General features: G+C 52.0%; 29 protein-coding genes. 24 read left to right on the top strand and 5 right to left on the bottom strand.

The annotated features are described in order from the left end of the window. Position 1: 1 nt before the first annotated feature. The 10 genes from PSAB_RS21340 (at position 2) to PSAB_RS21295 (ending at position 7,249) form a co-directional block, all read left to right on the top strand. Positions 2-337 (top strand): Na(+)/H(+) antiporter subunit C, encoded by a 336-nt coding sequence (locus tag PSAB_RS21340; RefSeq protein ID WP_025336604.1) that lies wholly within the window; start codon positions 2-4, stop codon positions 335-337. Continuing rightward, the gene (locus tag PSAB_RS21335; protein ID WP_025336603.1) at positions 334-1,809 is read left to right on the top strand and encodes a Na+/H+ antiporter subunit D; all 1,476 of its coding nucleotides are present in this window, start codon (positions 334-336) and stop codon (positions 1,807-1,809) included. The genes PSAB_RS21340 and PSAB_RS21335 overlap by 4 nt, the downstream gene beginning before the upstream one ends. A 7-nt stretch (positions 1,810-1,816) precedes the next feature. Beyond that, entirely contained in the window at positions 1,817-2,293 is a 477-nt protein-coding gene (locus tag PSAB_RS21330) for a Na+/H+ antiporter subunit E (protein WP_025336602.1), read from the top strand. After that, positions 2,293-2,586 carry a Na(+)/H(+) antiporter subunit F1 gene (locus PSAB_RS21325; protein ID WP_025336601.1) on the top strand — a complete coding sequence of 98 codons (294 nt, stop codon included), beginning with the start codon at positions 2,293-2,295 and terminating at the stop codon, positions 2,584-2,586. The genes PSAB_RS21330 and PSAB_RS21325 overlap by 1 nt, the downstream gene beginning before the upstream one ends. Beyond that, complete coding sequence (gene mnhG, locus PSAB_RS21320) at positions 2,570-2,938, top strand: monovalent cation/H(+) antiporter subunit G (RefSeq protein ID WP_025336600.1); 369 nt, start codon at positions 2,570-2,572, stop codon at positions 2,936-2,938. The genes PSAB_RS21325 and mnhG overlap by 17 nt, the downstream gene beginning before the upstream one ends. 21 nt (positions 2,939-2,959) lie before the next feature. Then, a complete protein-coding gene (locus PSAB_RS21315; RefSeq protein WP_051529802.1) occupies positions 2,960-4,318 on the top strand; it encodes a TrkH family potassium uptake protein in 1,359 nt (452 codons plus the stop codon). 27 nt (positions 4,319-4,345) lie between these two features. Continuing rightward, the gene (locus tag PSAB_RS21310) at positions 4,346-5,200 is read left to right on the top strand and encodes an ABC transporter ATP-binding protein (protein ID WP_025336598.1); all 855 of its coding nucleotides are present in this window, start codon (positions 4,346-4,348) and stop codon (positions 5,198-5,200) included. After that, entirely contained in the window at positions 5,197-5,910 is a 714-nt protein-coding gene (locus tag PSAB_RS21305; RefSeq protein WP_025336597.1) for a fluoroquinolone export ABC transporter permease subunit, read from the top strand. Before PSAB_RS21310 ends, PSAB_RS21305 begins: the two co-directional genes overlap by 4 nt. Next, a complete protein-coding gene (locus tag PSAB_RS21300; RefSeq protein ID WP_025336596.1) occupies positions 5,907-6,632 on the top strand; it encodes an ABC transporter permease in 726 nt (241 codons plus the stop codon). Before PSAB_RS21305 ends, PSAB_RS21300 begins: the two co-directional genes overlap by 4 nt. A 140-nt stretch (positions 6,633-6,772) precedes the next feature. After that, on the top strand, positions 6,773-7,249 hold the full coding sequence (locus PSAB_RS21295) for a VOC family protein (protein ID WP_025336595.1): 477 nt from the start codon (positions 6,773-6,775) through the stop codon (positions 7,247-7,249). 183 nt (positions 7,250-7,432) lie between these two features. Here the strand turns inward: PSAB_RS21295 and PSAB_RS21290 are convergent, their stop codons facing one another. The 4 genes from PSAB_RS21290 to PSAB_RS21275 form a co-directional block, all read right to left on the bottom strand. Beyond that, complete coding sequence (locus PSAB_RS21290) at positions 7,433-8,572, bottom strand: toxic anion resistance protein (protein WP_025336594.1); 1,140 nt, start codon at positions 8,570-8,572, stop codon at positions 7,433-7,435. Positions 8,573-8,595: 23 nt separating this feature from the next. Beyond that, a complete protein-coding gene (locus tag PSAB_RS21285; RefSeq protein ID WP_025336593.1) occupies positions 8,596-10,284 on the bottom strand; it encodes a vWA domain-containing protein in 1,689 nt (562 codons plus the stop codon). A gap of 13 nt (positions 10,285-10,297) precedes the next feature. Next, positions 10,298-11,050, bottom strand: a complete 753-nt coding sequence (locus PSAB_RS21280; protein WP_338045055.1) for a hypothetical protein — start codon at positions 11,048-11,050, stop codon at positions 10,298-10,300. 223 nt (positions 11,051-11,273) lie between these two features. Next, on the bottom strand, positions 11,274-12,407 hold the full coding sequence (locus PSAB_RS21275; protein ID WP_025336591.1) for a mandelate racemase/muconate lactonizing enzyme family protein: 1,134 nt from the start codon (positions 12,405-12,407) through the stop codon (positions 11,274-11,276). A gap of 354 nt (positions 12,408-12,761) precedes the next feature. Between PSAB_RS21275 and PSAB_RS21270 the strand changes: the two genes are divergently transcribed. The 14 genes from PSAB_RS21270 (at position 12,762) to PSAB_RS21205 (ending at position 25,673) form a co-directional block, all read left to right on the top strand. Next, positions 12,762-13,442, top strand: a complete 681-nt coding sequence (locus tag PSAB_RS21270) for a GntR family transcriptional regulator (protein WP_025336590.1) — start codon at positions 12,762-12,764, stop codon at positions 13,440-13,442. 5 nt (positions 13,443-13,447) lie between these two features. Then, the gene (locus PSAB_RS21265; RefSeq protein WP_226991841.1) at positions 13,448-14,323 is read left to right on the top strand and encodes an ABC transporter substrate-binding protein; all 876 of its coding nucleotides are present in this window, start codon (positions 13,448-13,450) and stop codon (positions 14,321-14,323) included. A gap of 95 nt (positions 14,324-14,418) precedes the next feature. Further along, positions 14,419-15,135: an amino acid ABC transporter permease gene (locus PSAB_RS21260; RefSeq protein ID WP_025336588.1), complete on the top strand. Its 717-nt coding sequence runs from the start codon at positions 14,419-14,421 to the stop codon at positions 15,133-15,135. A 28-nt stretch (positions 15,136-15,163) separates the two neighbouring features. After that, positions 15,164-15,880, top strand: coding sequence for an amino acid ABC transporter ATP-binding protein (locus tag PSAB_RS21255; RefSeq protein WP_025336587.1), 717 nt, complete (start codon positions 15,164-15,166; stop codon positions 15,878-15,880). A gap of 67 nt (positions 15,881-15,947) precedes the next feature. Further along, entirely contained in the window at positions 15,948-16,748 is an 801-nt protein-coding gene (locus PSAB_RS21250; RefSeq protein WP_025336586.1) for a nitrilase-related carbon-nitrogen hydrolase, read from the top strand. Between the two features lie 33 nt (positions 16,749-16,781). Continuing rightward, on the top strand, positions 16,782-17,957 hold the full coding sequence (locus tag PSAB_RS21245) for a M24 family metallopeptidase (protein WP_025336585.1): 1,176 nt from the start codon (positions 16,782-16,784) through the stop codon (positions 17,955-17,957). Further along, the gene (locus tag PSAB_RS21240) at positions 17,954-18,739 is read left to right on the top strand and encodes an SDR family oxidoreductase (protein ID WP_025336584.1); all 786 of its coding nucleotides are present in this window, start codon (positions 17,954-17,956) and stop codon (positions 18,737-18,739) included. Before PSAB_RS21245 ends, PSAB_RS21240 begins: the two co-directional genes overlap by 4 nt. Then, positions 18,736-19,911: a M20 family metallopeptidase gene (locus PSAB_RS21235; protein WP_025336583.1), complete on the top strand. Its 1,176-nt coding sequence runs from the start codon at positions 18,736-18,738 to the stop codon at positions 19,909-19,911. Before PSAB_RS21240 ends, PSAB_RS21235 begins: the two co-directional genes overlap by 4 nt. 26 nt (positions 19,912-19,937) lie before the next feature. Further along, positions 19,938-21,140 (top strand): pyridoxal phosphate-dependent aminotransferase, encoded by a 1,203-nt coding sequence (locus PSAB_RS21230; protein ID WP_051529801.1) that lies wholly within the window; start codon positions 19,938-19,940, stop codon positions 21,138-21,140. Between the two features lie 17 nt (positions 21,141-21,157). Further along, positions 21,158-22,057 (top strand): dihydrodipicolinate synthase family protein, encoded by a 900-nt coding sequence (locus tag PSAB_RS21225; protein ID WP_025336581.1) that lies wholly within the window; start codon positions 21,158-21,160, stop codon positions 22,055-22,057. Between the two features lie 276 nt (positions 22,058-22,333). Next, the gene (locus tag PSAB_RS21220; RefSeq protein ID WP_025336580.1) at positions 22,334-22,792 is read left to right on the top strand and encodes a nuclear transport factor 2 family protein; all 459 of its coding nucleotides are present in this window, start codon (positions 22,334-22,336) and stop codon (positions 22,790-22,792) included. A 68-nt stretch (positions 22,793-22,860) separates the two neighbouring features. Further along, a complete protein-coding gene (locus tag PSAB_RS21215; protein ID WP_025336579.1) occupies positions 22,861-23,445 on the top strand; it encodes a TetR/AcrR family transcriptional regulator in 585 nt (194 codons plus the stop codon). 170 nt (positions 23,446-23,615) lie between these two features. After that, positions 23,616-25,040, top strand: a complete 1,425-nt coding sequence (locus PSAB_RS21210; protein ID WP_025336578.1) for an MFS transporter — start codon at positions 23,616-23,618, stop codon at positions 25,038-25,040. Positions 25,041-25,274: 234 nt separating this feature from the next. Continuing rightward, the gene (locus tag PSAB_RS21205) at positions 25,275-25,673 is read left to right on the top strand and encodes a MerR family transcriptional regulator (protein WP_226991734.1); all 399 of its coding nucleotides are present in this window, start codon (positions 25,275-25,277) and stop codon (positions 25,671-25,673) included. Positions 25,674-25,732: 59 nt separating this feature from the next. Here PSAB_RS21205 and PSAB_RS21200 read toward each other — a convergent pair whose 3' ends face one another. Beyond that, entirely contained in the window at positions 25,733-26,758 is a 1,026-nt protein-coding gene (locus tag PSAB_RS21200) for an aldo/keto reductase (RefSeq protein WP_025336576.1), read from the bottom strand. Between the last annotated feature and the right edge of the window lie 39 nt (positions 26,759-26,797).

Raw genomic sequence — 26,797 nt, 5'->3', positions numbered from 1 at the left:
AATGGAATGGATGATGGCCGTGGCGATCGGGATTTTATTTATGACCGGAGTATATCTGATTCTGTCAAAGAGTCTTCTGCGGATGATATTGGGTACTTCCTTGCTTACCCATGGCGTCCATCTGCTTCTTATGACGATGGCCGGACTTAAGACAGGCGCAGCGCCAGTGCTGGGCAATAAAGCGGAAGCCTATGTGGATCCCTTGCCGCAGGCGCTGATTCTAACCTCAATCGTAATCAGCTTTGGAGTTACCGCCTTTTTCCTCGTCCTTGCTTACCGGGCGCACCAAACACTGGGAACGGATGATATGGACAGCATGAAGGGGGATGAATCATGAGCAACCTGTTGGTATTTCCGATTTTAATCCCTCTGTGCACCGCTGTTTTATTGGTTATCCTGAAGGAGAAGATTCTGCTCCAGCGTATCATCAGTACAGTAAGCGCCCTGTTCAATATCGCGGTTGCAATCGTCCTGGTTTCCCGCATTCGTGCGGACGGAATTCAAACCCTGCATTTGGGAGGATGGGCGCCGCCATACGGCATTGTTTTTGTGGGAGATATGTTTGCCGCTCTGCTTGTGCTGACTGCGGCGGTGACAAGCTTCGGGATTCTTCTCTATTCCTTCGGCAGCATTGAGGCCGAGAGGGAGAAGGCTTATTACTACGTCCTCTTCCATTTTCTGCTTGTTGGCGTATACGGCTCTTTTCTTACAGGGGATATTTTTAATCTGTTTGTCTTTTTTGAGGTCTTGCTAATATCGTCGTATGCCTTGATTTCCCTTGGCGGAACGAGGCTTCAGCTTCGGGAGTCGCTAAAATATCTGCTGATTAATATCGTTTCGTCCACACTCTTCGTAGCGGCTGTGGCTTACCTGTACGCTGCAACCGGCACACTCAATATGGCTCATTTGTCACAGCGTGTTGCCGAGGCGGGACAAGGCGGTGTACTGGGTGTGATTGCTGTTCTATTCCTGATTGTATTCTCTTTAAAAGCCGGATTGTTCCTGTTCTTCTGGCTGCCGGGATCATACAGTGCGCCGCCGTCGGCCGTAAGATCGCTGTTCGGGGCGCTCTTAACTAAAGTGGGGCTCTATGCGGTTCTTCGGACGTTTACCCTGATATTTATTCAAGATCCGGGAGTAACGCATACGTGGATTGCCTGGATGGCAGCGGCTGCCATGATTCTGGGCGGACTGGGAGCGGTCGCTTATAACGATATTCCGCGTATTCTTAACTACAATGTGATCATCAGTGTGGGATTTGTGGCTTTCGGCCTTGCAGCGGCTAACGGGGATGCGCTGAACGGAGCGGTCTTCTATCTGCTTCACGATATGCTGTCCAAGGGATTATTGTTTATACTCGGAGGGATGATGATCACAATAGGGGGGACGGACCGGTTGAAAGACATGGGGGGCCTGATCAAGCGTTACCCCCTGATCGGCTGGATGTTCTTTGTGCTGGCGCTGGCGATTGTGGGGATTCCGCCTTTCAGCGGCTTTGCTGGTAAAGTTCTGCTTATCCGCGGCGGGCTTGATGCCGGCATGCTCACACTATCTCTGATCGGTCTTGGGTCCAGCTTTCTGGTCTTGTACTCGTTAATCAAAATATTCAGATTGGCTTTTTGGGGAGACGAGCCCAAGGGAGAGCGTTCAAGGGTTAATCTGAAGGGTGCGGCCGCCGTCTCGGCGGCACTGCTTGTTCTGGTCATCGTGATGGGTACTCAGGCGGAATGGGTCTATTCCTATGTGTCGAAGGCCGGCGACGTACTGGTCCATCCCGCGCTTTACATCGAAGCCGTAATGAAGGAGTAGATTGAAGATGGCCTTGCAATTTGTACTCAACCTGATGATTGCCTTCCTGTGGATGCTGCTTAATAATGATTGGTCCGGCTCCCGCTTCACGATTGGATTGCTGCTGGGCGCTGCCGTACTGCTGCTGCTGCGGAGGTTTTGGTTCGAGCCCTTCTACCTCAAGCGAGTGTGGGCCATTCTGAAATTGCTTCTGCTGTTCATGCGGGAGTTAACCGTATCCGGCTTTACGGTCATGAGACATATTCTTCGTCCGAAGCTAACCATTCGTCCGGGAATCTTTGCCTATCAGACCAGCCTTACATCGGATTGGGAGATTACCCTTCTCTCATGCCTGATTTGTCTGACACCGGGAACGTTGACCCTCGAAGTATCCGGGAGCGGGCAGACCCTCTATATCCATGCAATGGATATAGAGGACGCGGACCTGCTCTCCGAGCAAATTAGAGGCACATTTGAACAAGCGATCAGGGAGGTGACGCGGTAATGGTTTCAGCCCTTCTGACGGCTGCGCTGGTCATTCTCTCATTAGCCGTATTAGCCTGCACATACCGCTTGATTAAAGGTCCTACCCGTCCCGACCGGATTGCCGCACTCGACACAATAGGCATTAATCTTCTGGCTATGATTGCGGTAATCGGCATGCTGCTGAGAACACAGGATTTTATCGAGATTATTCTTGTCATAGGCATTCTGACATTTATAGGAACAACGGCTTTGGCCAGATATATCGAAAGAGGTGTTGTGATTGAACGTGGAGATGATGAACATGGCCGGTGAATGGCTTATCGCCGTTCTGGTACTGTTTGGTGCTCTGTTCTGCGGAATCAGCGCGTTTGGATTGGTCCGTCTGCCGGATGTATATTTACGCTCTCACGCGGCAACCAAGAGTGCGACCCTTGGCGTGCTTTGTGTTCTCGCAGGGGCCTTTCTTTACATGATGTTCAATGTGGAGGTTGTCAGCTTCAAGCTGCTAATCGCCATTGTGTTCGTCTTCATCACATCACCGGTAGCAGGACATTTAAACGGGAGAGCCGCCTACCGTTCGGGTGTTAAGCTGTGGGAGAACAGTATCCAGGATGATATGAAGCCGGTATTGGAGCGGGAAATGCACTCTGGTAATCAAAAATAAATGCCATAGGAGCCCTGAAATATGTTTTTAAAAGGTTTGAAGATGGTTACAGGTAAACTCAGTTTGACTTCCTCAAGGATTATACTGCTGGGTTTTGCTATTCCAATATTATTAGGTGCTTTATTACTTGCTTTGCCGATATCATCTTCAACGGGGAATAGTGTGGGCTGGCTCAACGCATGGTTTACCTCGACTTCAGCCGTATGTGTAACTGGACTGGTTGTTCTCGATACGGGTACGGCCTTCTCTCCATTCGGACAAATCGTGATCCTATGTTTAATTCAAATTGGCGGATTGGGATTTATGACATTTGGTGTGCTAATCGCCGTTGTGATGGGAAGAAGAATTGGATTAAAAGAGCGCCTGCTTATCCAGGAATCTGCTAACTCAGTTACTACGCAAGGGGTTGTCCGTCTATCACTTAGCATCTTCCTCATTGCTTTTATTGTTGAGACTCTTGGAGCCGCATTGTTAACCATTCGATGGGCAGATGAACTAGGGCCGACAAGGGCGATCTACTACGGGATATTTCATGCTGTTTCAGCATTTAATAATGCGGGATTCGCGTTGTGGCCCGATAGTTTGAGCCGCTATGTTGGAGATCCATCAATTAACCTGGTAATCTCTTCTCTTTTTATCGTCGGGGGCATCGGGTTTACTGTGATTCTGGATCTTTACCGAAAGAAACGGTGGAGAGACCTTGCCTTTCATTCAAAAGTAGTTGTAATTACATCCGGACTCCTTTGTTTAGTTGGCTTTCTGGTAATATTCGTAATCGAACTCTTTAATACCAGAACGTTCGGCGGGCTATCGTGGACCGAACGACTCTGGGCCGGATATTTTCAGGGTGTAGTTACTCGGACGGCTGGATTCAATTCGATTGACGTTGCCAGTATGATGCCTGCTTCCCAGTTTTTCATGATTTTTTTAATGTTTATCGGGGCATCCTCCGGGTCGACAGGCGGAGGCATCAAAACAAGTACTTTCGCTGTACTGGTACTCAGCATTATGGCAACAGTGAAGGGGAACGAAGATGTGCAGCTTTTGAAAAAACGCATATCTCAAAAAATGATATTCAGAGCACTGGCAGTTATGACTATTTCTGTGGGAGTAGTAATTGCAGCTGCATTTCTCTTAACGATTACAGAATATCGACTGCATAAAGACTTTTTAGTGCTGCTGTTTGAAGCAACATCTGCATTCGGAACGGTAGGGATGTCCATGGGATTAACCCCTGAACTTTCACCCTTAGGTAAATTGGTCATTATTATTACTATGTTTATTGGCAGACTCGGCCCATTGACCTTGGCTTTTGCGCTAGCACAGCGAAATAAGAAGCAAAAATACCGTTATCCGGAAGAGAAACTGCTAATTGGTTAAGGATTTTCATCCCAAGGGGGAGATATCATGATTCAGGTGGAGGACCTTTATTATACCTATCCCGGCCAGCAGGAGCCTACACTTTGCGGACTTGACTTCATGATACCGCAAGGAGAGGTGTTTGGATTTCTGGGGCCGTCAGGAGCGGGAAAAAGCACCACGCAAAAGATATTAATCGGAGTCTTGAAAAAATATCTGGGCAGCGTTAAGGTTATGGGCACAGAAATAAGGAATACCGGGCCGGAATATTTCGAGCAAATTGGAGTAGCCTTCGAATTCCCGAACTTCTACTCGAAGTTTACGGCAATGGAAAACCTGAAGCATTTTCGGTCACTCTATGCGGGACGAACAGAGGAACCGATACATCTTCTGAAGCAGGTTGATCTGGCGGACGCCGCTAACATGAAGGTTTCCCAACTGTCGAAGGGGATGAAGATGAGGTTGAATTTCTGCCGGGCACTCCTGAATGATCCCGGTATCCTCTTTCTGGATGAACCGACTTCAGGGCTTGATCCCGTCAATGCCAAGAGGATGAAGGACCTCATTCTGGAAAAGAAAGCGAATGGGAAGACGGTAATCATAACCACGCATAACATGCAAGCCGCGGAGGAGCTATGCGACCGGGTCGCTTTTATTGTAGATGGTCAGATCAAGTTAATTGATTCTCCTCGTGAGCTGAAGCTTCTAAAAGGAAACAAGCGAGTGCGGTTAGAGTACCGCCATCAGAATGGGATAAGTCTTGCCGAATATTCTCTGGATGGTATTGGAGAGAATGAGCAATTTTTGCGGCTTATTCGGGAGTACCCCATAGAAACGATCCATTCCATGGAAGCTTCGCTGGAACAAATATTTATTGATGTTACCGGGAGGAAGCTGACATGAGATTCAGGGCTGCATTTGCCTTTGATATCCGCTTTCAATGGCGCCATGGCTTCTATTGGGTCTATATTGTTGTCTGCGTGTTCTATTGGGTGCTGCTGCGTTTTATTCCTGATGGATATCGGGAGAAAGTAATTGTATTGTTAACATTTAGCGACCCCAGTGCACTCGGTCTTATTTTAGCAGGAGGGATTGTGCTTCTGGAAAAGGATCAGGGTATCCATGATCCTTTATTTGTCACTCCAATTCGTGTCAGGGAATATTTGCTTTCAAAAGCGGGTTCGTTATCTGTGTTGTCTCTGTTGGCAGCTTGGGGTATACACGTGGCAGCAAGCGGAATTCCGGTATCTCCGTTGGCATTCTCTGTTGGGATCGTCTTGACATCATCCTTGATGACGCTACTGTCCATTGGAGTTGTGGCTCACTGTCAAACCATTAACAGCTTCATTCTGCTTTCTCAGGCTTATGCGCTGCCGTTTGTGCTTCCGCTGCTTGGTTATTTGAAAATATGGAACTCGGGGCTCTTTCTGGCGCTGCCGACCGAAGGGACGTTAAGATTACTGAACGGGGCATTTTCAGCTATATCGATCACGGATTATTTGTATTCCATAGGGATATTGCTAATTTGGAATGTTGCAGTCTTTATATGGGCCAAGCGGTCCTGTGAACACCATGTTCTGATGAGCGTGGGCAGGGGAGGAGCAGGGGGATGAATAAATACCGGTCGCTTCTCATCCATGATATTCGCCATGCTGGTCTGGACCCCGTACTAATGGCAGGATTCTTTGCTCCCCTGGCTCTTCTTGTTGTTTCGCGATATATATTCCCGGTTGTCGCAGATTGGCTAATGAGCAGCTTTTCGTTTGATATCTATAAGTACAGCAGCTTTACCGCAATTTTCTTAGCGTCGACCATTCCAATGCTGACAGGCATGATGACCGGGCTGTTAATGCTTGATGAACGCGATGAAAATATCATTTCCTATTATGCGGTTACGCCGCTTATGCGAAGGGGCTACATTCTATATCGGTTAATTCTTCCATCCCTGCTCTGTGTATTACTTTCATCCATCTATCTGATCTTTTCGGGACGATCTGAAATTCATTTGGGAATGATCTTCATACTCCTGTTACTAGCCATTGAAGCGCCTTGCTTCACCTTGTTCCTTGCAGCTTTTGCTGCCAATAAGGTAGAAGGCTTGGCTTTATCTAAGATAGGCGGATTACTGATTGCAGGGCCTGCGGCAGCTTATTTTGTACCAGATGCATGGCAGCTTCTGGGGGCTTGGATTCCTACGTATTGGCCGGCTGAAGCGTTTTTTGCTATAGAAAAAGGCAACCCTCTTATTGCTATTGCGGATTTTGGCGTGGGGCTTATATTTCATTTGGCGCTTCTGTATGTTATGGTCAAAGTATTTATTAAAAGGGCGGATTGAACAGAATGGAGCGGCCGTAATGATTCTTTCCCTTGGGATTGTGCTCCTGCTGAAAAAGATTCCTGTCGTGAAGCTGTTATTCCGGCTATAATGAGAATGGGTTCTCAATCTTAGGCATCATTTGAAAGGAGAAAAGAATCTTGAACGAACAAACGGCAGAGGCAAATCCAATGCGAAGCGAGAGTGCTCGGCGGAAAGAGGGTTTTGGACTTACGATTCAAGTTCGTTTAGTTTCGGATCTTGCAAAGTCACAGGCATATTACCGTGATGTTCTCGGGTGTAAGGTTGATGACTGGGGGCACGCCGAGCGAGGCGGAATGATCGTTATCCTGCAGCAGGCGGTTTCTCCCGATGATGTCCGGCCAAACGCCGTCTCCCGGAAGCGTCCGGATTATCCCACCGAGTGGGAAGGTCCCGATTACGGATGGGACACCTTTGTCCATGTCAAATGGGATGAGCTGGAGCCTTTGGTCGAAGAGGTGCGCCGAAATGGCGGCAATATTGCCGTCGAGCCTTTTTCGGGTACACACGGTAATTTGGAATTCAAGAACGCCTATATTAAAGACCCTGACGGATATACCCTGGTGCTGGGTGCGATGCGTGAAAGTTTGCGTTAAAAATGTAACCGCTCTATTTGCTCTTTTATAGACGGTTTGGTAAGCAGTCAGGGACCAGAAAATACCAACAGCAAGCTTCCGGTATCCGGAGGCTTGCTGTTTTGTTTGGGGCTTAAGCTCATTGAGTACGGGGAGACCTCCCGTTAGACGGGCGGCGCTGGGGGTCTTCAGCTCGGGCTTCTGCTACAGCCCCAGCTTCTGTCCCTTCTCCAAGCGCTGTATTTGCTGCTCTCCGGTATCCGCCAGCTCTCTGAACTGATTAATGGTGTCACGCATTTTGGGGAGGGCCTCCTGCTTGTAAGTGCTGATGGAATCCAGAGCCGACAGTACGTCAGTGAAAGCCTGTTTTAACGTATCTACCGAAATACTCGTTTCCAGAGACTGCTTATGGATCGCCGCGCCTTGATCTTTCAGCATTTTGGAGGTGCCGCTTATCAGATCGTTGGTAGTTTGATTTAGCAGCTCAATCTTTTTCAAGACGATCCGTTGATTGTAGAGCGCACTGGCCACGGTAACGGAGATTTTGAGGGCGGAGATCGTTACATTTCGGGCTCTGTCCACCCCGCGGATCAGCTCTTTGTTATTTCGGATGACGACTTCAATCGCCATAATTCCCTGTTGATTGACTACCTGCATTTGCTGTAAATCCATCACGCGCTGACGCAGCGGAAACAGCACTTCTTCAGTGATGAACCGGATTTTATCCTCCGACTCATTGCGTGATTTTGCCGCCTCAATCTGAGATTCGATTTCTTCATCCATCAGCATGCCAAGCTGGATTTCCTTTTGCAGCTTTTTGGTGAGCTCCCGCAGCGCCTGCTGTTCAAATTCCAAAGTCGTATTATCGTTTTTTAATACAGATTTGCCTTTATCTAAAGAAGTAATAATATCCGAAATAACGGCATCCGCCTTCTGATACTTGGCAAAGTAGCTGCGCAGCGGGTTAAAGAACTTGCCCAGGAAACCGCTCTTCGCAAAATCCACCACACTCGGGTCCAAATCCTTCAACTGAAGCTGAAGCTCGGTCAGCCCTTTGGCGACTTGGCCGCCTTCATCGCCCGTTCTGGACAGATTCCCCACAGACACCTGCAAAAGTGCATTTTTCTCCGACGAGGACCGCATCGTATTCATACCGAATTGATCGATCGATTGCAGGATCTCTTTCCGCTTCTCCAGTGAATCGACATCCAGCTCCAGGATCGTGGAGACATTGTTTACCGCCAGCTCCTTTAGCTGGGCTACTTCCTCGGGCACAGGCTTAACCTGCTCTTCAATTGCCGACTTAATCTTCTCCGGATTGACGACTTCCATTGTAAATGCCATGGTAACCCCTCCTAAAATAGAAATCACATTTGCACGTTGAGCAAATTACCGATCTTATACACAACATCGTCCGTATCCGCGTTGATGCTGGCCGCCTCGTTGATACTTGAAATGCTTTGCAGCGCCTGGATGTTCGCATTATAGCCAATCGTGTATACCGGGATTTTATAGGTTTCAATTAACCCTCTGATTTCATCGAGCGAATGCCCTTCATTCGTTTCCCCGTCGCTTAAGACAAAGATTACGGGTTTAACATCAGGGTGAGCCGTTAGCTCATCTTGAAGCATTTTCATGGCCACCACAATTCCGTCAAAAGTAGCTGTACCGCCGCCAGCCTGCAGGCTGTTAACGGCTCCCACAAACATAGACTGCTGATTCGCGTCGTATTTCCCAATCGGAAGATTGATGGACACTTCACTGGAGTAAGAAACCAACCCAATGCTGTTGTCCCTGCCGAGGTACTTTTGACCTTTTAATAACGACTCTCTTAACCGGTTGAGAGGCTCACCATCCATACTTCCGGATACATCGGCCACAAATACCGCTGCGATCGGCTTATTCCCGTTCTTCTTTTCCTTCCACAGCTTCTGGGCGGAGGAGAGAAGGGTACCGTCAACCGCGTTAAGCTCGGAGTGGTAATCCGGCAGACCATTGAACCCTTTGTCCGCAGCTGATTTCTGATACTTATCCTGCTCGGCGAACTCCGCAAACTTCTTGATAATGTCCAGCTTATCTTGAGGTAAATTGCCCAAAGCATACAGCGGACTGTCATGCCTTACGCCAAAAGGAGTGAATACGTAGCCGCTCTTCAGATCCGGCGCATTGACATACGTTTGGTACTCCAGGACAAAAGCGTCAAGCATTCCCGACTTGGCCGCGTCACGCATTTGCAAAGTTGTAGACGCGGTGAAAGGGACATTGGCCTGGAATTTCTCAAACCCTTGAACCGCCTTATCCCCTAGTAAATCCGAGCTGTCAAACGTCTGAAGGGCGGTCACCAGAAAGTTGAGGCCGGTGGAACTGGCGAAAGGATCGGTATACCCCATAGCCAGCTCGTTATTGGCAATAGCGTCTGTAACCGTCTTGATATTCAAGGAGCCGTATTTATCCACGAGCTCGTCATACTTTTTCTTGGTTGTTACAATACCGGCTACATTCCCGGTAAGACGCTTCGATACAAGCTGAATGGGGATGCCTTGCGCTTTGACCATTTCGCCCCACAGCTCATTGGAAGGTGTGAAGGCATCCGGCACATACTTGCCCGACTTTATATAATCTGCGGCTGTTCCCGAGGCAATATTGCGGATCTTGACCGAGACCGGTTTCCCATTCACCATAAAATTGGAATTGTTGAAGTCTGTCGCTACTTCGTTCAACCACCCGTCTACGCCGGTTCCTGACTTCTCCGTAGAAGAGAAAATTTCAATGAAACTGTCCGTTGTATTGGCTACGGAAATAGGGAATTTGGAGATATCGGGCAAGGAGTCGCCGACAGATGCAGGATCAAGGTCGATCTGACCCTTTACCGGTTCCGCGGAAGTTACAGAAATGCTTTTGTACAGTTTATCCAGCTGCTTGGTCGCGTCTTCCGCGGTTACCTGTGTCTGGCTTTTACCTAAATTGGAGGTTAAACTGATCCCGAAATATACAAGAGCAAAAACAGCCACTGCGATAACTCCCAACACCACAAACGCTTTACTTTTTCCAGCCATGCTCATCTCCCTCTCATTGCTTATAGAACTTCGTCTGCTTGATCAATGCATCCATTTCCTGCATGCACGGCATATCCTCAATATTTTGATAATCCATGCTGTCCAATTGGGAGATTTCCAGCAGCAGCTTGTCTAGCTTCAGCAGAATTTCTTCATTTGCGCCAAGGTATCCCGCTACGGAGGTCAAGTACTCGTTGTGCAGAGCGGTTTTTTCCTGAACCAGTTTATTGGAAAACTGCGCGAGCTTCTGCTCGCTGGTGAAAGCGGAGAGCTCTGAAGCATCGAATACACTGAGCTTATTCAGGATTCCCTTGATATTCAGGTAAAAAAGCTGCCCGACTTCATCAATGACAGAGTGAAACTTCTTGTAGCTTAGCTCCGCCGGATCAAATCTTTGGCTGAGGACGTCCAATAAGGTGGTTTTCTTCTTCTCCAGCCGGTCAAGCTGATCCAGCGAGAGAGAAATATCCTTCTTTAACACATTTGCATTTCTGTAATGGTTAAGCGCTGTTATATAGTCCTCATGCGTTTTCATGTTTTTCACAGGTGTCAGAACAGGAGGTTTAAACAGTAAAGCATAACTCCCGTACAGCAGCACAAGGAGACTAATAACCAGTAGGGTTACTCCCGAAGCTGTCTCCAGAGCACTTTCACCGCCGATTTCCACCCCTGCTAAACCCGGAGACAGAATTACAATATCCAGGACTGCAACTCCGGCAATAAGCCCCAGCAGCTTCATAAGTCTTGAGCTGTTCAAAAGACGCACCTCCTTTATATAGGATACCTTACTTCCAATATTTAGGGCTATGATTTCAGTTAAAGGTATATCATTGAATACGCCCGTAGCTTCGGATAGATGCATAATTTTCCTGTTGCCTGGTGTGTTGGCTTGTGGGGGGAATAGTTATTATAAAAAAACAGCAAGCTTCCGGTCATTCGGAGGCTTGCTGTTTTGCTTCTATAAGTATATTCGCGATTCAAGAGGCTGTTTATATTGCGTCTGCGGACAGGCTGGCAATCAGGGTCAAGCGGGATTCATCGACGGTGACTCCCAGTCCGGGGCCTTCGGGAACGGATACGGCTCCGTTCGATACTGTAAGCGTACTAGCGGGATCGTCTTCGGGGCGGACCCGCTGGAATCCCCATACTTCAAAATGGCTGGCGCGCGATGCCGCCGCGATTTGCAGCAGAGCGGCGGTAGCCAGCCGCCCCTCGTCCATCTGCCCGAGCATATACGGGATGCCGAAGGATTCGGCGACCGCCATCATCCGCAGCAGATTGGATACCGATCCCGCCTTTACAAGCTTCAAGTGAACAATATCGGCCGCACCCTCGGCGGCAATCCGGGCGACATCTGCGCACGTGCGGCAGCTCTCGTCGGCCACGACAGCGGCCCGTGTCTGCTGCCGGACCTGTTTCAGACCGGAGAAGTCGTCAGCAGGCACGGGCTGCTCCACCCATTCTACACCGAGCGCTTCGAGTTCCCTCAGGCGAAGGGCCGCTTGCTTGGGCGTCCACCCCTGATTGGCATCGACACACAGAAGAACTTCTCCGCCCAGCCCGAACGAGTCAATAACGGCTCTGGCCCGCCGCACCCGTTCAAGATCAGCGGCCCGGTCCGGGCCGACTCTCACCTTGATAGTCCGGAAGCCGGCCTGCAAATACCGGGCCGCTTCCTCTTCGGCTTCATCCGGCGTGCCGAAGGCGATGGTGGCGTCGCTCGGGATGGAATCCCGCATCCTTCCTCCCAAAACCTCGGCGACAGACACTTTCAACTCCTTGCCCATAAGATCAAGCAGGGCAATATCCACGGCGGCGCGGGCCGCGCTGTTTCCGTTAATCAGCCTGTCGAGCTGGGCGTTGATCCTATTTCTGTTCATCACGGGCTTTCCGAGCAGTGCGGGGCCTAGTGTATGCGTAAGAACGGCGGCCACCCTTTCGGGCGTGTCGCCGGTGACATATTCACAGTTGCCGCGAACTTCGCTCCAGCCGCTGACACCGGAATCGGCCGTAATCCGCAGGTAGATTTCTTTCAGGTGAGTGACGGTTCCGGAAGAAGAATGAGTGAACGGCGGAGAGAGCGGAAGGTCGCATCTGAATACATCGATTTGGGAAATAAGCATAGCTGACACCTCGTTTTTCATTCGGTAGCGAAGAAAGTGATGTTACTAAATCTAACGTAATTTGAAGATTTTGATGCGGAATTAGATAGAAAATTGATATTTGATCAAATATCACAGTAATTATAGTCACACAAAAGTGCGATTAGCAACAAAAAAATCGACAAAACTTTTATTTTTTCGACTCTATGGAAGATATTTCGACGACATGACAGATATATTAACAATTTGAGATATTTTTATTGACAGTTTGTCGAAACACCCTTTACAATGTGACCTATGTCACAGGTAATCATTGATCGTTGATATTTGATCAAATATCCGATCTTGGAATTTTAGAAAGGAGATGCTGAATGATTGAGTAGAATTCCAACCTTTGTCACCGCGTCGGAGCATGTATACTCCGTTCTCAAGCAGTGGGTGTTATCCGGCGAATTGGCTCCTGGTGAGAAAATCGACCAAGACGCCGTCGCCGCCCGCCTCGGGGTGAGCAAAATGCCGGTTCGCAGCGCTTTGGACAAGCTGGCGGCCCAGGATCTGGTGCTGCTGCATTCGCACAGGGGCGTAACGGTTACCCCGCTGTCGGCGCAGCATCTCGAAGATATTTATCTGGTGCGCTGCAATTTGGAAGGATTGGCTGTGCAGCTTGCGACTGAGCAGCTTACGCCGGAGGATGTCACTCTTCTTAACGGCATGATTCAGAAACAGGAGGAGCTTGCGTATCAAGAGAGTCTCGATACCGAAGCGATCCTGGCCGCCAACCGTGAGTTTCATATGTTCATTTACGGTCTCGCGCAGCGTCCGGTACTGATGTCGATCATTGAACGGCTATGGGAGCAGAGCGAGCGTTACCGCCGTATTCTTTTAATTCAGCCCGGAATGGTTGACGGTTCTCTTAACGAGCACCGCCATCTGGTGGAGCTGATGACCCGCAAGGAAGCGGAGGAAGCGAGCCGTTTCCTGGTTGAACACAATCGGAAGACCCAGAAAGTCGTACTAAGTGTCATGCAAAATAACGAGAACAGCGAGGAGAGGTAAACGTGATGATGAAGAACACCAAGATGCTGGTTTGTGCAATGTTGGTATTGGTAGCTGCTGTATTGAGCGCATGTGGAACAAACAGCGCAAACGGAGGGCAGGCTTCGTCCCCGGCCGGAAGCAGCAAGCCGCAGGAAACCGCAGCCGCAGCTCCATCTTTTTTGGTTGAAAAAGGGTTCCTGACCTATGGCACGGCCGCTACGTTTCCTCCATTCGAGTACATGGTGAACAATGAATTCACCGGCTTCGACATTGAACTGGGACAAGCGATTGCCAAGGAAATGGGCGTAGAGGTCAAAATCCAGTCGATGAACTTCGACGGACTGATTCCGGCGCTGCAGGGCAAGCGGATCGACATCATCAATTCCGCCATGTATATCAAGCCCGAACGGGAAGAGCAAGTAGACTTCATTCCTTACATGGGACTGGCTGACTCCATCGTTGTGAAGAGCGGCAATCCGAAAGGCGTCAAAAGCATGGATGATCTGTCCAATCTCACGGTCGCCGTTACACGCGGTGCTGTCGAGGAAATCAACGTTCGCGAACATAACGTTAAGCTGAAGCAGGCCGGTAAGCCGGAAATTAAAATTTTGGCGCTCCCGACGGCCAACGACGCCGTTCTTGCAACCGAACAGGGCCGTGCCGACGCATTCCTCCACTCTTCTCCGGGAGCCGCATATCTGCAAGAGGAGAAACCGGGCGTATTTGAAATCGCGGGCTCCTTCGGCGCGGATACGAAGATCGGAATTGCCGTTCGCAAGGGCGATACGGAAACGAAGACGGCGATCGAGACCGCGCTTAAGAAAGTCGTTGAGAACGGTACCTACAAGCAATTGATGGAGAAATACCATCTGCCGGCTGAAATGAGTTATTTCAAGTAATCAATAGCACTCTGCATAAACAGCCGCCGGATTCGCGTCAGATGCATCACTTTCTCGTCCGAATCCGGCGGATGCTGTAATAAGGAGGTTCTAACATGGAATTTGTTGAAGGCGTTTGGGCTTATCTCGGTTCCCGGGCTTTTCTGGACGGAGCCATAAATACAATGAAGCTCACGCTGGTGTCGCAGATTGTCGCCGTCTTGCTTGGATTTATCATTGCACTTGCCAAAATGTCAAAATGGAAACTGCTGCAGGGATTCGCGGCTTCGTATATCTGGATTTTTCGCGGGATTCCGGTGCTTGTGCAGCTGATCTTTGTGTACACGGCGCTGCCCCAGTTCGGAATCAGGCTGACCGGGTTCCAGTCAGCGTTCGTCGCGCTCGCGCTGAACGAGGCGGCCTACATGGCGGAAATTGTGCGGTCCGGCCTGGCGTCAGTGGGCAAAGGGCAGCATCGCGCCGCCAATGCCCTCGGCATGAACAGCTGGCAGCGGATGCGCTACGTTGTTCTTCCCCAGGCGTTTCGGGTTATCGTGCCGCCGACCGCCAACCAGTTCATCGGCATGCTGAAGACCTCGGCGATGGCCTCGGTCGTTGGCTACACCGATCTGCTGCTGACTGCTCAGCAGACGGCCAGCGCCAACTTTGATTATGTGGACACGCTGATCGCGGCCGTCATTTATTACCTTGTCTTTACGGCGCTGTTCACGTTCATCCAATCTTACCTGGAGCGGCGGATGGATATAACCCGTTCCCGAAAACGCAAATCCCCATTGTTCTCGCTGATGAAGCGCGGAAAGTCAATTCTATAAGCCTGATAATGGAAGGAGGTCGGACACTGTGCTGCAAATCGAGCGGGTGTTCAAGCAATATCATGACGATCCGATCCTGAAAGAGGTCTCACTCAATATTCAAGAGGGCGAGCGGGTGGTTATTATCGGACCTTCCGGTTCCGGCAAGTCTACGCTGCTGCGATGCATGGCGGGACTTGAGCCCATCGACGGCGGACAGATTCGGTACAACGGACAGGACGTTAACGGATCGCGGCATGCAAGAGCGGAAATCGGCATGGTCTTTCAATCGTTTGATCTGTTCCAGCATCTGAACGCGATTCAGAATATTATGCTGGCTCCGAAGGTGGTGCGCGGCGAAAAAGAGCAGGAAGTTCGCTCGCGCGCGATTCAACTGCTGGAACGGGTACGTTTGAAAGACCGGGCAGAGCATTATCCCGAGCAGCTGTCCGGAGGGCAGCAGCAGCGCATCGCCATTGCGCGGGCGCTTGCCATGAATCCGAAGCTGATGCTGTTCGACGAGCCCACCTCGGCGCTTGATCCCGAGATGACGGCCGAGGTTCTGGACGTTATCTCGGATTTGGCCAAGGACGGCATGACCGTCGTCATCGTTACGCATGAAATGGAATTCGCGCGCCGGGTAGGCGACCGCATTATTTTTATGGACCAGGGACAGGTGGTTGAAGATCTGCCTTCTTCGCAGCTCGAACAAGCCGGCAAGCATCCCCGTCTTATGCAATTCCTTAACCAGATTACACAGTACTGAACATAACATGAGGCTGAAGTGTCAGCCTTTAATTGAACCAGGAATGAATCGTAAGGAGGGGAAACGCTTGGCGACGGTTAAACTGGCGCTGGTGCAGTTCGAAAGCGCGCTGATGGACATCGCCGCGAATGTCCGCAAAGGCCTGGAGTTCGTTGAGCAGGCATCGCGGCAGGGGGCCGATCTGATCGTGTTCCCGGAACTGTGCATCACTGGATATAATACCGACGTGATCGGCGACCGCTATCATGAGCTGGCCGAGGACACAGGCGGTTCGACGGTTCGGGCATTCCGCGAAGCTGCACAGACGCATAACATTAACATCGTGCTTGGGATGGCCCTAAAGCTGGACGAGGGCGGGACCGCCAATGGCGCCGTTATTATTAGGCGAAACGGAGAACTCGCGGGTACGTACAGCAAGGTTCATCTGTGGGAGGATGAGAGGAAGTTTTTTAAACCCGGGGACGTTTGTTCTCCGTATGAACTTGATTTCGGCAAGCTCGGCGTCCTGATTTGTTACGATGCTGGTTTCCCGGAGGCCGCGCGTACTCTAGCTCTGCAAGGGGCGAAGCTGATCGTCACGCCGTCCGCTTTTTCACTGGAAGACAAGCACAGATGGGATATTTATTATCCGGCAAGGGCGCTTGAAAATACCTGCTTTGTGGCTGGCATCAACGGCGTGGGCGGCAGTCTGCGGCTGTTCGGCAACAACAAGCTGGCGAATCCGAAGGGCGAGCTCATCGTCAGCGGCAATCTGAGTGAAGAAGACATGCAGGTGCTGGAGATCGATCTGGATGAAGCGGACGAATGCTCCAAGCTAACACCCTATTTAAGAGATTTAAGAATGGATACTTACGGCTATCAGGCTTGACAACGATGAGTTCAGGGAAAGGGGTAGACGATATTGAGCGCCACATCATTGGTATTTTCCAGGGATGAATTTGATTCCCGCCTGCAAAATGTACAACGCGAGCTTGAACTCAAGGGGCTCAGCGGCATGCTGATTCACACCCCTGAAAATATTTTTTATCTGACCGGCTATCAGAGCCCGGGCTATTATATGTACCAATGCCTGGTCGTGCCGGCTTTCGGCGATCCGGTGCTTGTGCTCCGGCGGGGCGAGCTGTCCAATGTTCAAACCTACAGTTGGCTGCCTGAAAGCCAGGTCAGAACCTATGACGACACGAATGACCCGGTTGCATTGACCGCGGATACAGTCAGAGAGATCGGCATCGCTCCCGGTGCGATTGGCCTGGAGACGGGCTCCTGGTTCCTGCCTGTCCGGAACTACCAGAAGTTTGAGAAAATGCTTGGCGATTTCCGGCTCATGGATGCCCAAGGGACGGTTGAAGCGTTCCGGGTCATCAAATCTCCGGCGGAAATTGCGTACATCCGCGAAGCCTGCGCCGTGGCCGACAGCTCGATGCAGGCAGGGCTTGACGCGATCCGGGCGGGAGTGAATGAAGACGAGGCTGCCGCGGCCATGTTCTCCGCCATGATTAGGTCTGGGGGCGAGTATTTGGGGATGGAGCCGTTTATTTCCTCCGGCTACCGTTCGGGCAACATGCATGCCGCATGGGGGCATAAGGTGATCGGCGACGGGGAGACGCTTCTGCTGGAAGTGGCAGGGGCCCGCAACCGGTACCACGGCGCGCTGATGCGGGCTGCCTATACCGGCACGCCAACCGATGAGATCAAGCGGGTGACCGAGGTGTGCATCGCTTCCTTGAACGCCGCGCTCGAAGTCATCCGTCCGGGCGTTACCGCCGGAGAGGTGGACGAAGCCTGCCGGGGAACGATCGAGCGTGCCGGACTGTATGAGCAGTTCCGCAAACGGACCGGCTACTCGATCGGCGTTGCTTTTGCACCGGACTGGGGAGAAGGCCATATTATGAGCCTTCAGCGGGACGATGACCGCGTGCTGCTGCCGGGCATGGTCTTCCACATTCCGCCGGCCCTTCGCGTTCCGAACCGCTACGGCGTCGGATTCAGCGAGACGATTCTGGTGACGGAGACCGGCTGCGAAGTGCTGACCAAGCTGCCCCGTGAGCTGACGATAGCGAAGGGGGGACAAGCATGAGCGGATCATTCGCAGGAAAGACCGCGCTCGTAGCGGCGGCAAGCAAAGGCCTTGGCCGCGCCGTGGCGTTCGAGCTGGCACGCGGCGGGGCGAAGGTGGCGCTGTTCAGCCGGAACGGCGAAGAGGCTAAAGCCGTGGCTGCGGACATCACCGCCGAAACGGGAATGCCCGCGCTTGGGCTTGCGGCGGATGTCTGCTCCGCTTCCGACCTGTCCCGCTGCGTGGAAGAGACCGTCACCGCTTTTGGCGGACTGGACGTTCTGGTTACCAACGCCGGCGGTCCTCCCGCCGGGAACTTCGAGTCGCTGAAAGAAGAAGACTGGCTGTATGCGTACGAGCTTAACGTGATGAGCGTGGTCCGCCTCGTCTCCTATGCGCTTCCGCATTTGAAGGCGCAGGGCGGCGCGATCGTTAACCTAGCTTCATCCTCGGTCAAGCAGCCGATCCCAGGGCTGACTCTCTCCAATGTGATGCGGACCGGCGTGGCCGGACTTAGCAAAACGCTGGCGGAAGAGCTTGCCCCGTACGGCATTCGGGTCAATATAGTGGCTCCGGGCCGGATCGATACGGATCGGGTCCGCTCCCTGGACCGCATCCGGGCGGACAAGGCAGGGGCTACCCCGGAAGCGATCAAGGCGCAGAGCGAGAAGCAGATTCCGCTCGGGCGCTACGGGCAGCCAGATGAGTTTGCCCGCGTGGTGGCGTTCCTGTGCTCGGACAGTGCAAGCTATGTCACGGGCCAGACGCTGCTCGTGGACGGCGGGATGGTGAAATCGCTATGAGCGAAGGCCTGCGCGCAGTGGAGCCGGTCATCCGCCCCGAACGGACCCTGGAACTTCTGGCCGACCTGATCCGCTTCCAGAGCGTGAACCCGAGCGGCACGGAGGGAGAGGCGGCTGAATATGTCGCCAAGATCATGCGGGAAGCGGGATGCGAGGTCGAGCTTCAGGAGATCGAGCCGGGCCGGCCGAATGTGATCGCCCGCCTGAAAGGCACGGGCGGCGGACGAACCGTTATTCTGAATACGCATATGGATGTCGTTCCTGCCGGCGACGGCTGGAGTTCCGATCCGTTCAGCATGCTCCGCAAAGGCGACCGGGTGTACGGCCGGGGCGTCATGGATGCGAAGGGGCCTTTGGCCGCCATGATGGCCGCTGTCGAAGCGATTGCCGCCTCCGGCGCGCAGCTGCCGGGGGATATCGTGCTGGCGGCGGTCGTGGATGAAGAGGCGGCGAGCCTTGGAGCCCGCAGGCTGCCGGACGATCTTCACGGCGACCTGGCGGTGATCGGTGAAGCGACGAACGGCAGCCTGGCGATCGCGCACCGGGGCAGCATACGTCCCGTGCTCGTCGCCGAAGGGGTATCGGCCCATTCGTCAACGCCTCACCTCGGCGTCAACGCCGTGTCCCTGATGGCGCGGACGCTTGTGGCGCTTGAAGACTTCGCCGAGGAGGAGCTGACGAAGCGGCTTCATCCGTTGACGGGGCAGTCGACACTGTCCGTCACGGTCATTAAGGGCGGAATCAAGGAATCGATGATTCCGGACCGCTGTGAGGCGCTGATCGACCGCCGGCTCATTCCCGGCGAGGCGGAAGAAGACGCGCTGCGGGAGATCGAGCAGATCATCGCCGGTCTTCCCGCGCTGGACGGCCGGGTCCACATCGACCGGCTCGTTCCGACAACAGGGGTGGCATCGGAGACCCGTCCCGATCATCCGATGGTGGGGCTCGCTTCAGCGGCGATCGAACGCGTATACGGACGCAGCCCCGAGCTAACGGGCCTTACGGCCAATTGCGACATGACCCACTTCGTCAAACGGGGAATTCCGTCGGTCATCTACGGGCCGGGCGATTTCAGTGTGGCTCACAAAATCGACGAGTGGGTAACCGTGTCCGAACTGGATAATGCAGCACGGGTCTACGCTTCCATTGCGATGGAAGTCGCAGGCTCGTAACCGATAAACAGAAGAGGTGATTGACGTTGTTGAACCAACATGTTCAGTTGGCGGATTGGGTAGAGCGTGTTCAGCCTTCTCCGACTGCGTTGCTGGAGTCCACAGTGGCAAGGTACCAGCGGGAAGGCCGAACCGTGTACCGCTTGGGACTCGGGCAGCCGGATTTTCCAACGCCTGACCGGGCCAAGGCGTCCGCGATTCAGGCGATACAAGACAATTTCACAGGATATACCGACACGAGCGGCATCCTGCCTCTGCGCGAAGCGATCTGCCGGGCGCTTAAGCGGGATATGGGGCTTAGCTACGACCCCGGAGACATTGTAGTCACCGTCGGCGGCAAGCATGCCTTGTTCAATGCGATTTGCACGCTATGCCGGCCGGGAGACGAAGTAATGATTCCAATTCCGTATTGGGTGTCGTTCCCCGAGCAGGTGAAATTCGCTGGCGCGAAGCCGGTCTTCGTTCAGACCAGCGCTTCCTCCGGTTATAAAGTGACGCCGGAGACGCTTGCGCCTCTGGTGAACGACTCGACCCGTCTGCTGATTCTCAACCAGCCGAACAACCCTTCCGGCGCAGTTTACAGCGCGGAGGAGCTGTCCAGGCTGGCCGAGTTCTGCAGGCAGCGGGATCTTTGGGTCATCAGCGATGAGGTGTATTCGGCGTTTGTGTTCAAGCTGGAAGGATATACGAGCATCGCGTCGTTTCCCGGTATGCGGGAGCGGACCGTCGTGATCAACGCGGTGTCCAAGTCGTACGGGATGACCGGCTGGCGCATCGGTTACTCTGCCGCTCCGGCCGCGGTCACCGAGGCGATGCTTCGCCTGCAGTCCCATACGACAAGCAACCCGTCATCCATCGCCCAGCAGGCGGCGCTGGCTGCCATTGACGGCCCGCAGGAAGATCTTGCGGACATCCGCGAGGAATACGCGGCGCGCCGCGGCATTCTGGTCGAAGGGGTTCGCCGGATCAAAGGACTGGAGTGCAGCGTGCCGGACGGCGCCTTCTATGTATGGGTTGACGCCTCCGCCTGGCGCGGCCAGACCCTGGAGGGACGGACCATTTCCACCGCCGACGACCTGGCGGATATTCTGCTGACGAAGGCCGGGGTTGCCGTGATGCCGGGAACCGGGTTCGGCAGCCCGTATCATATCCGCCTGTCTTACGCCGTTTCCCGTGAGGAGATGGAGAACGGAATCGCGGCGATGGAATCGATTCTTGGGAGCAAATAAAGGAGGAAGTCCACAACATGTCCACAACTGACTTGAAAGATAAGCTTAAAGGAATTTACGTACTGTCCATCACTCCGATGACAGATACGCTGGCTTTCGATCCGGCCGCGCTGCGGCGGAATATCGATCACTTCATTGCCTCAGGCGCTCATGGCATTATCGTCAGCGGTACATACGCGGAATACCCGAGTCTGACAAGCGATGAGCGGAAGCAGCTGTTCACCGCCGCCGCCGACGCGGTTGCCGGCCGGGTTCCGCTGCTGTGCTGCACGGCAGCCAGCGGCACCGGCGAAGCCATCGAGCTTGCGGATGCAGCCAAGCAGGCCGGCGCCGACGGCGTAATGGTGACGCCTCCGTACGTATCGGAGGTCCGTCCGCAGGATATTCTGTATCACTTCGAGCTGCTGAATGAATCGACCGAGCTGCCGATTCTTATCTACAACAGCGCGAGCATCGGCGTCCATCTGTCACCGGAGGAGATCGCCAAGCTGGCCAAGCTGGACAACGTCGCCGGAGTCAAGCAGGGCGCTACCGATCTGCATGCGCTGGTGCGGACCGTCGCTTACGCCGGTAAGGACATCTCGGTCATGTGCGGCTCGGACGGTCTCATCCTCGGTGGACTTGCCTCCGGCTTGCCCGGCTGCACATCCACGAACGCCAACTTCATGACTTCCGAGTTCGTCGCGCTGTACAACGAATTCCAGCAAGGCGAAAATGCCCGTGCCATTGAGCGGTACTACCGCTGGCAGCCGATCCGCGATCTGGCCCGCAAATACGGACAGCCCGCAATGGTCAAAGCCGCGATGGAGCTCATCGGACTGTCTTCAGGACCGGTCCGGGCGCCTTTCCGCACGCTGGGGGAAGAAGCCAGAGCGGATATCGCGCGCACTTTGAAGCAGACAGGCATCACCCTGTAAGTGCACCCTGTAAGTGCCTGACAAGATAGCCTCGCTGATAGCCAATTTGGCCTTCAGCGAGGCTTTTTTTTATAGGGAGGAAACTCATCAAGCAGCCAGAAACATGGGGCGAAAAATTGTGCAAAAAAATTATTGACTAAACAGTCTAAAAAAGATATGATGGAATCACAAGGAGGTGGTCAACTAATTGGGGTACAAAATTTTAACTCTAGATGCAAGGTATTATTTTTTTAAACATTACAGACTGAATAGTCAAAATAAAAGGAGGAAATAAAAATGAACAACAACAAACTTACTGCAGGAGCCATTCGCGAGCGGGCACAAGAGACATTTCGGAATCACTTGAAATATCTGTCTGGTGGAGATATTGAAGCATGGGTCAATCTTTGGCACGAAGACGGTATCCTGGAATTCCCTTATGGACCGGCAGGATTTCCCGAATTCAAACAAGGCAAAGCCGACATGTACGAATATATGCTGAACTTCCCGAAACACTTTGAGGTGCAGTTTACAGAGCTGGAGTTCCATCCGGCTGTCGACCCCGAGCTTGTCATTGCGGAGTTCAAATCCGCCGGGAAGCACAGAGAGACGGGGAACCCTTACAATCAGACGTATATCAGCGTGGTCGAAACGAAAGACGGCCTCATTACGCGCTACCGGGATTTCTGGAATCCGCTGGTCGCGATCGAATCGGTTGGCAGCATGAACGAAGTCGTTCAATTTTCCGGGAATTAAAAATAATATTGACTGAGTGATCTGGAAAAGATAAGATGAATGTCACAAGGGAGGAGTGCTCGTAAAAAATGGCAAGAAGTAAAGAATTTGATACATCGCTTGTTCTGCACAAGGCTATGGAGGTATTCGGGCACTACGGCTACGAAGGCACTTCGCTGCAAAATTTACTCGATGGGTTAGGCATAGCGCGCCAAAGCCTGTACGATACTTACGGAACCAAGCGGGATCTCTTCATCAAGGCTGTTAAACATTATGTAAATGAGAAATCGGATGCGGTCATTTCATATTTGGAACGTCCAGGTTCGGTTAAGCAGGCGATTGCTGATATTTTCCATGAAATTGTGGCTGTTCTGCAAGATGGGGAGCGCCGGAAGGAATGCTTCATTATGCACAGCGCCATTGATCAGGTTCCTCATGATCCGGAAATCGCAGCGTTTTTTGAACGGGATATGACACGTTTGGTAGAAGCCTTTTATGAAGCGCTGGTTCGCGCCCGAAATCAAGGTGAACTAAGCGGAAACCGTGATTTGCTTGCTCTTGCACGGTATTTGTACCATGAAAGATATTCGCTGACCCAAGTGGCTAAATTAACCACCGATCCTAAAGTTTTGGATGATATTGCTGCCGTTACTCTTTCTAAGCTGGACAATTAATGGAGCGTAAAAAAGACGCTTCATTATATTTTCGAATTTTTAGATCAAATGGTCTATAATGTGATGGGCTCTTATGTGAGTGGAATTCGGGGGTAGAGTCGACAATGTTGACCCTATTCCCGCTAAATTAATTAGACTGAAAGGTCTGATAACGAAAAGGAGCGGATTTCATGAATTCGACTAGACACAAAGGATTGGCTTTGACGATCCTGGCACTGTCCCAATTAATTTTGGCGCTTGATTACACAATTATTTTTGTAGCTCTGCCTTCACTTGCAGCAGACTTAGGCTTTAGCGCGAACCAGCTGCAGTGGGTCATCAGCGCGTTTTCCCTGGCCTTTGGAGGTTTCCTCCTTATCGGTGGCAGATTGTCTGATTTGCTGGGCAGACGGCGAATGTTCATCATTGCCATGGGGATCTTCGGTTTAGGCTCTCTGCTTGGCGGCCTGGCAGACTCTCAGCTGTTCCTCATAATCGCAAGGGGACTCCAAGGCATTGGCGGAGCGCTGCTGTCGCCGGCTACATTGTCACTGATCATGTCCAACTTTGAAGAAGGCCCAGAACGCAACCGTGCATTAGGCATTTGGGCGGCAATGGGTGGAGTGGGCATGTCCATTGGGTTATTGCTTGGCGGCGTGTTAACAAGCTTTATCGGCTGGGAAGCCACCTTTTTTGTCAATGTTCCAATTGCTATTTTCGTTATTATCCTCGCTCCGATCACGCTTGTGGAGAGCAAGGCGGCATCTGCAAAACGCCATTTTGACGCAATAGGCGCGATTTCCGTAACGGCCGGCATGATCTTGATAGTAAATTATCTTATTCAAGCCCCGGTCGTTGGCTGGATTCATCCATCAGCGATTATTCCTGGCATTGTTGGCGCTATTCTGCTTCTTCTGTTCGTGGTCATTGAAAAACGCACAAAAGATCCTTTGATCCCCTTCAGACTGTTTCGGATTCGGAGTTTGACTGGGGCCGCGATTACCGCAGCGTTGTTCTCCGCATCATTCGGTACGTTATACTATTTCCTCACGCTCTACACGCAAGAGGTGTTGCATTACTCAGCCATTCAATCCGGATTAAGCTTCCTGCCGCTGACCATTAGCGCTTTTGTAGGCGCGAAGCTGATTAACAAGATGCTGGCCAAGGTAGGTGTGGCAGGTACCATTGCAAGCGGAATGGGACTTGGCGCGATCGGGTTCATGATGCTTACCCGGCTCTCCGAGCACGGATCGGCATGGGGGATTATTCCGGGCACCGTTATTATTGGTATCGGTCAGGCCTTTATTTTTACAACAATGTTCATTGCGGCAAGCTCGGGAATTGATATGAAAGAGCAGGGGGTCGCATCCGCTATCGTCTCTACCGGGCAGCAAATTGGCGGAGCAATTGGATTGGCTGTCATCATGGCCATTATCTCTGCAAGCCTCGGCACTAACGCTACTCTGGAAACGATGGAGCCTTCGGATTTAACAGGATCGATTCACATGGCATTCATTATTGACGCGGTTACTGCGCTTCTAGGCATTCTCGTCTCGTTCCTGGCGCTTAAGCAAAAAAATGCCGCTGTTGTGAAGGCGAAGTCGGCGCATGAGTAATAAGGTGCTCAAATGACAACATAATTTCAATGATCACAAAAGGCCATGAATGTCTGCGCGAGTAGAGTTCAAGGCCTTTTCGGCGTAAGCCGGCAAGGGAAGACTAATCAATGGCTATCGACTGGCCCGCCGCGTCCCCGTTCACCACTTGACTTCGAGCTTACTCTAGGGACTATAATTGAGGTGACTTAACCGGAATCGGACGATTCACTCTAAAATAAGGAGGTCAGGTTGATGAGCCTCAACATGCAATACACGATCGGTCAAGTTGCTGAGAAGTCGAATTTGTCGATCCACACCTTGAGATATTATGAAAAAGAAGGCATTCTGCCGTTCATCAAACGAAACGAAAGCGGCATCCGCATTTATGAGGATGAACATATCGAGTGGCTGAACTTCATATGCTGCCTCCGTGATACGGGCATGTCCATTTCGCAGTTGAAGGAATTTGTCGAGCTTACCGTGAAAGGCGACGCAACCATTGAAGAGCGTATACAAATGCTTGAGCTGCAGAAGAAGACCATTCAAGATCAGGTCAATACTCTGATGTCCTATATCGGGATGATTGACTTCAAGATCGGCATGTACTCCGAGGCCAAAGACAAAGTCCAGAGCGCCGGACAAACAGGATGAACTTAAATCAAAAGGGATGAACCGAAGTGCTTCGGCTCATCCCTTTTTTTTCTGGCGCATTATTGCGGATTCATATAACGGTCTTCGATATAAACGGCAGGGTTCCATAGAGGATACTCCGGCTGCAGGCGGCTGGCTTGATCCAGACGGGACAGCTCCTCCTCATTCAAAACAATACCGGAAGCTCCAAGATTATCCCGAAGCTGATCGGGCCGCTTGGCGCCGACAATCACGCTCGTGACGGCCGGTTGATTCAGCAGCCAGGCCAGCGCGATACGGGCAACCGAGGTTTCCCGCGCCTTTGCGATTTCCTGCAAGACATCAATCAGGACATAGCCCTTCTCCCGGTCAACCGGAGGGAAGTCGAATTTGTTGCGCCGGTCATCCGCCCCGCCTTGATTGTCCCGGGTATACTTGCCCGACAGAAATCCGCCGGCCAACGGACTCCACACGAGGAGGCCCATCTTCTGATCCTGAAGCACGGGGAGGATCTCCCGTTCAACGTCGCGTCCAGCGAGCGAATAATACGATTGAGTAGTCTGGAAGGCATTAAGGCCCAACTGCCGGGAAATGCCGTTCGCCTTCACCATCTGCCAGCCCTGCAGGTTGGAGCAGCCGATATATCTTACTTTGCCGCTGCGAACGAGATCGTCCAGCGCACGCAACGTTTCTTCCCAGTCCGTAAGCGGGTCAGGGCCGTGAATCTGATACAGGTCGATATAATCTGTACCAAGACGCTTCAGGCTTTCTTCCGCCTGCCGGATGATATGGCCTCTCGATAATCCTGCGTCGTTCGGACCCGGTCCCATCCGGAATCTTACCTTGGTCGCGATCACCGCTTCATGCCGCTTGCCTTTGAGCGAACGTCCCAGAATCTCTTCCGACTCTCCAACGCCGTATACATTAGCGGTATCAAAAAAATTAATCCCTGATTCAAGCGCTTCATTCACAAGCAAACCTGCCGCTCGATCATCCAGAGCTCCCATTACCGAGCTCATTGGATCATTTTTGCCGCCGAACGTCATCGTACCCAAACAGAATTCCGACACCATCAGACCAGTACCGCCTAGCAGTTTGTATTTCACGCATCATCTCTCCTTGTTGGTTGATTATGTCTTTGCATA

Origin of the sequence: Paenibacillus sabinae T27 (assembly GCF_000612505.1) — a bacterium.
In the GTDB taxonomy this organism is placed as follows: domain Bacteria; phylum Bacillota; class Bacilli; order Paenibacillales; family Paenibacillaceae; genus Paenibacillus_AQ; species Paenibacillus_AQ sabinae.
The sequence above is the reverse complement of the archived record's forward strand: the minus strand, read 5'-3'. Positions and strand labels throughout refer to the sequence as shown.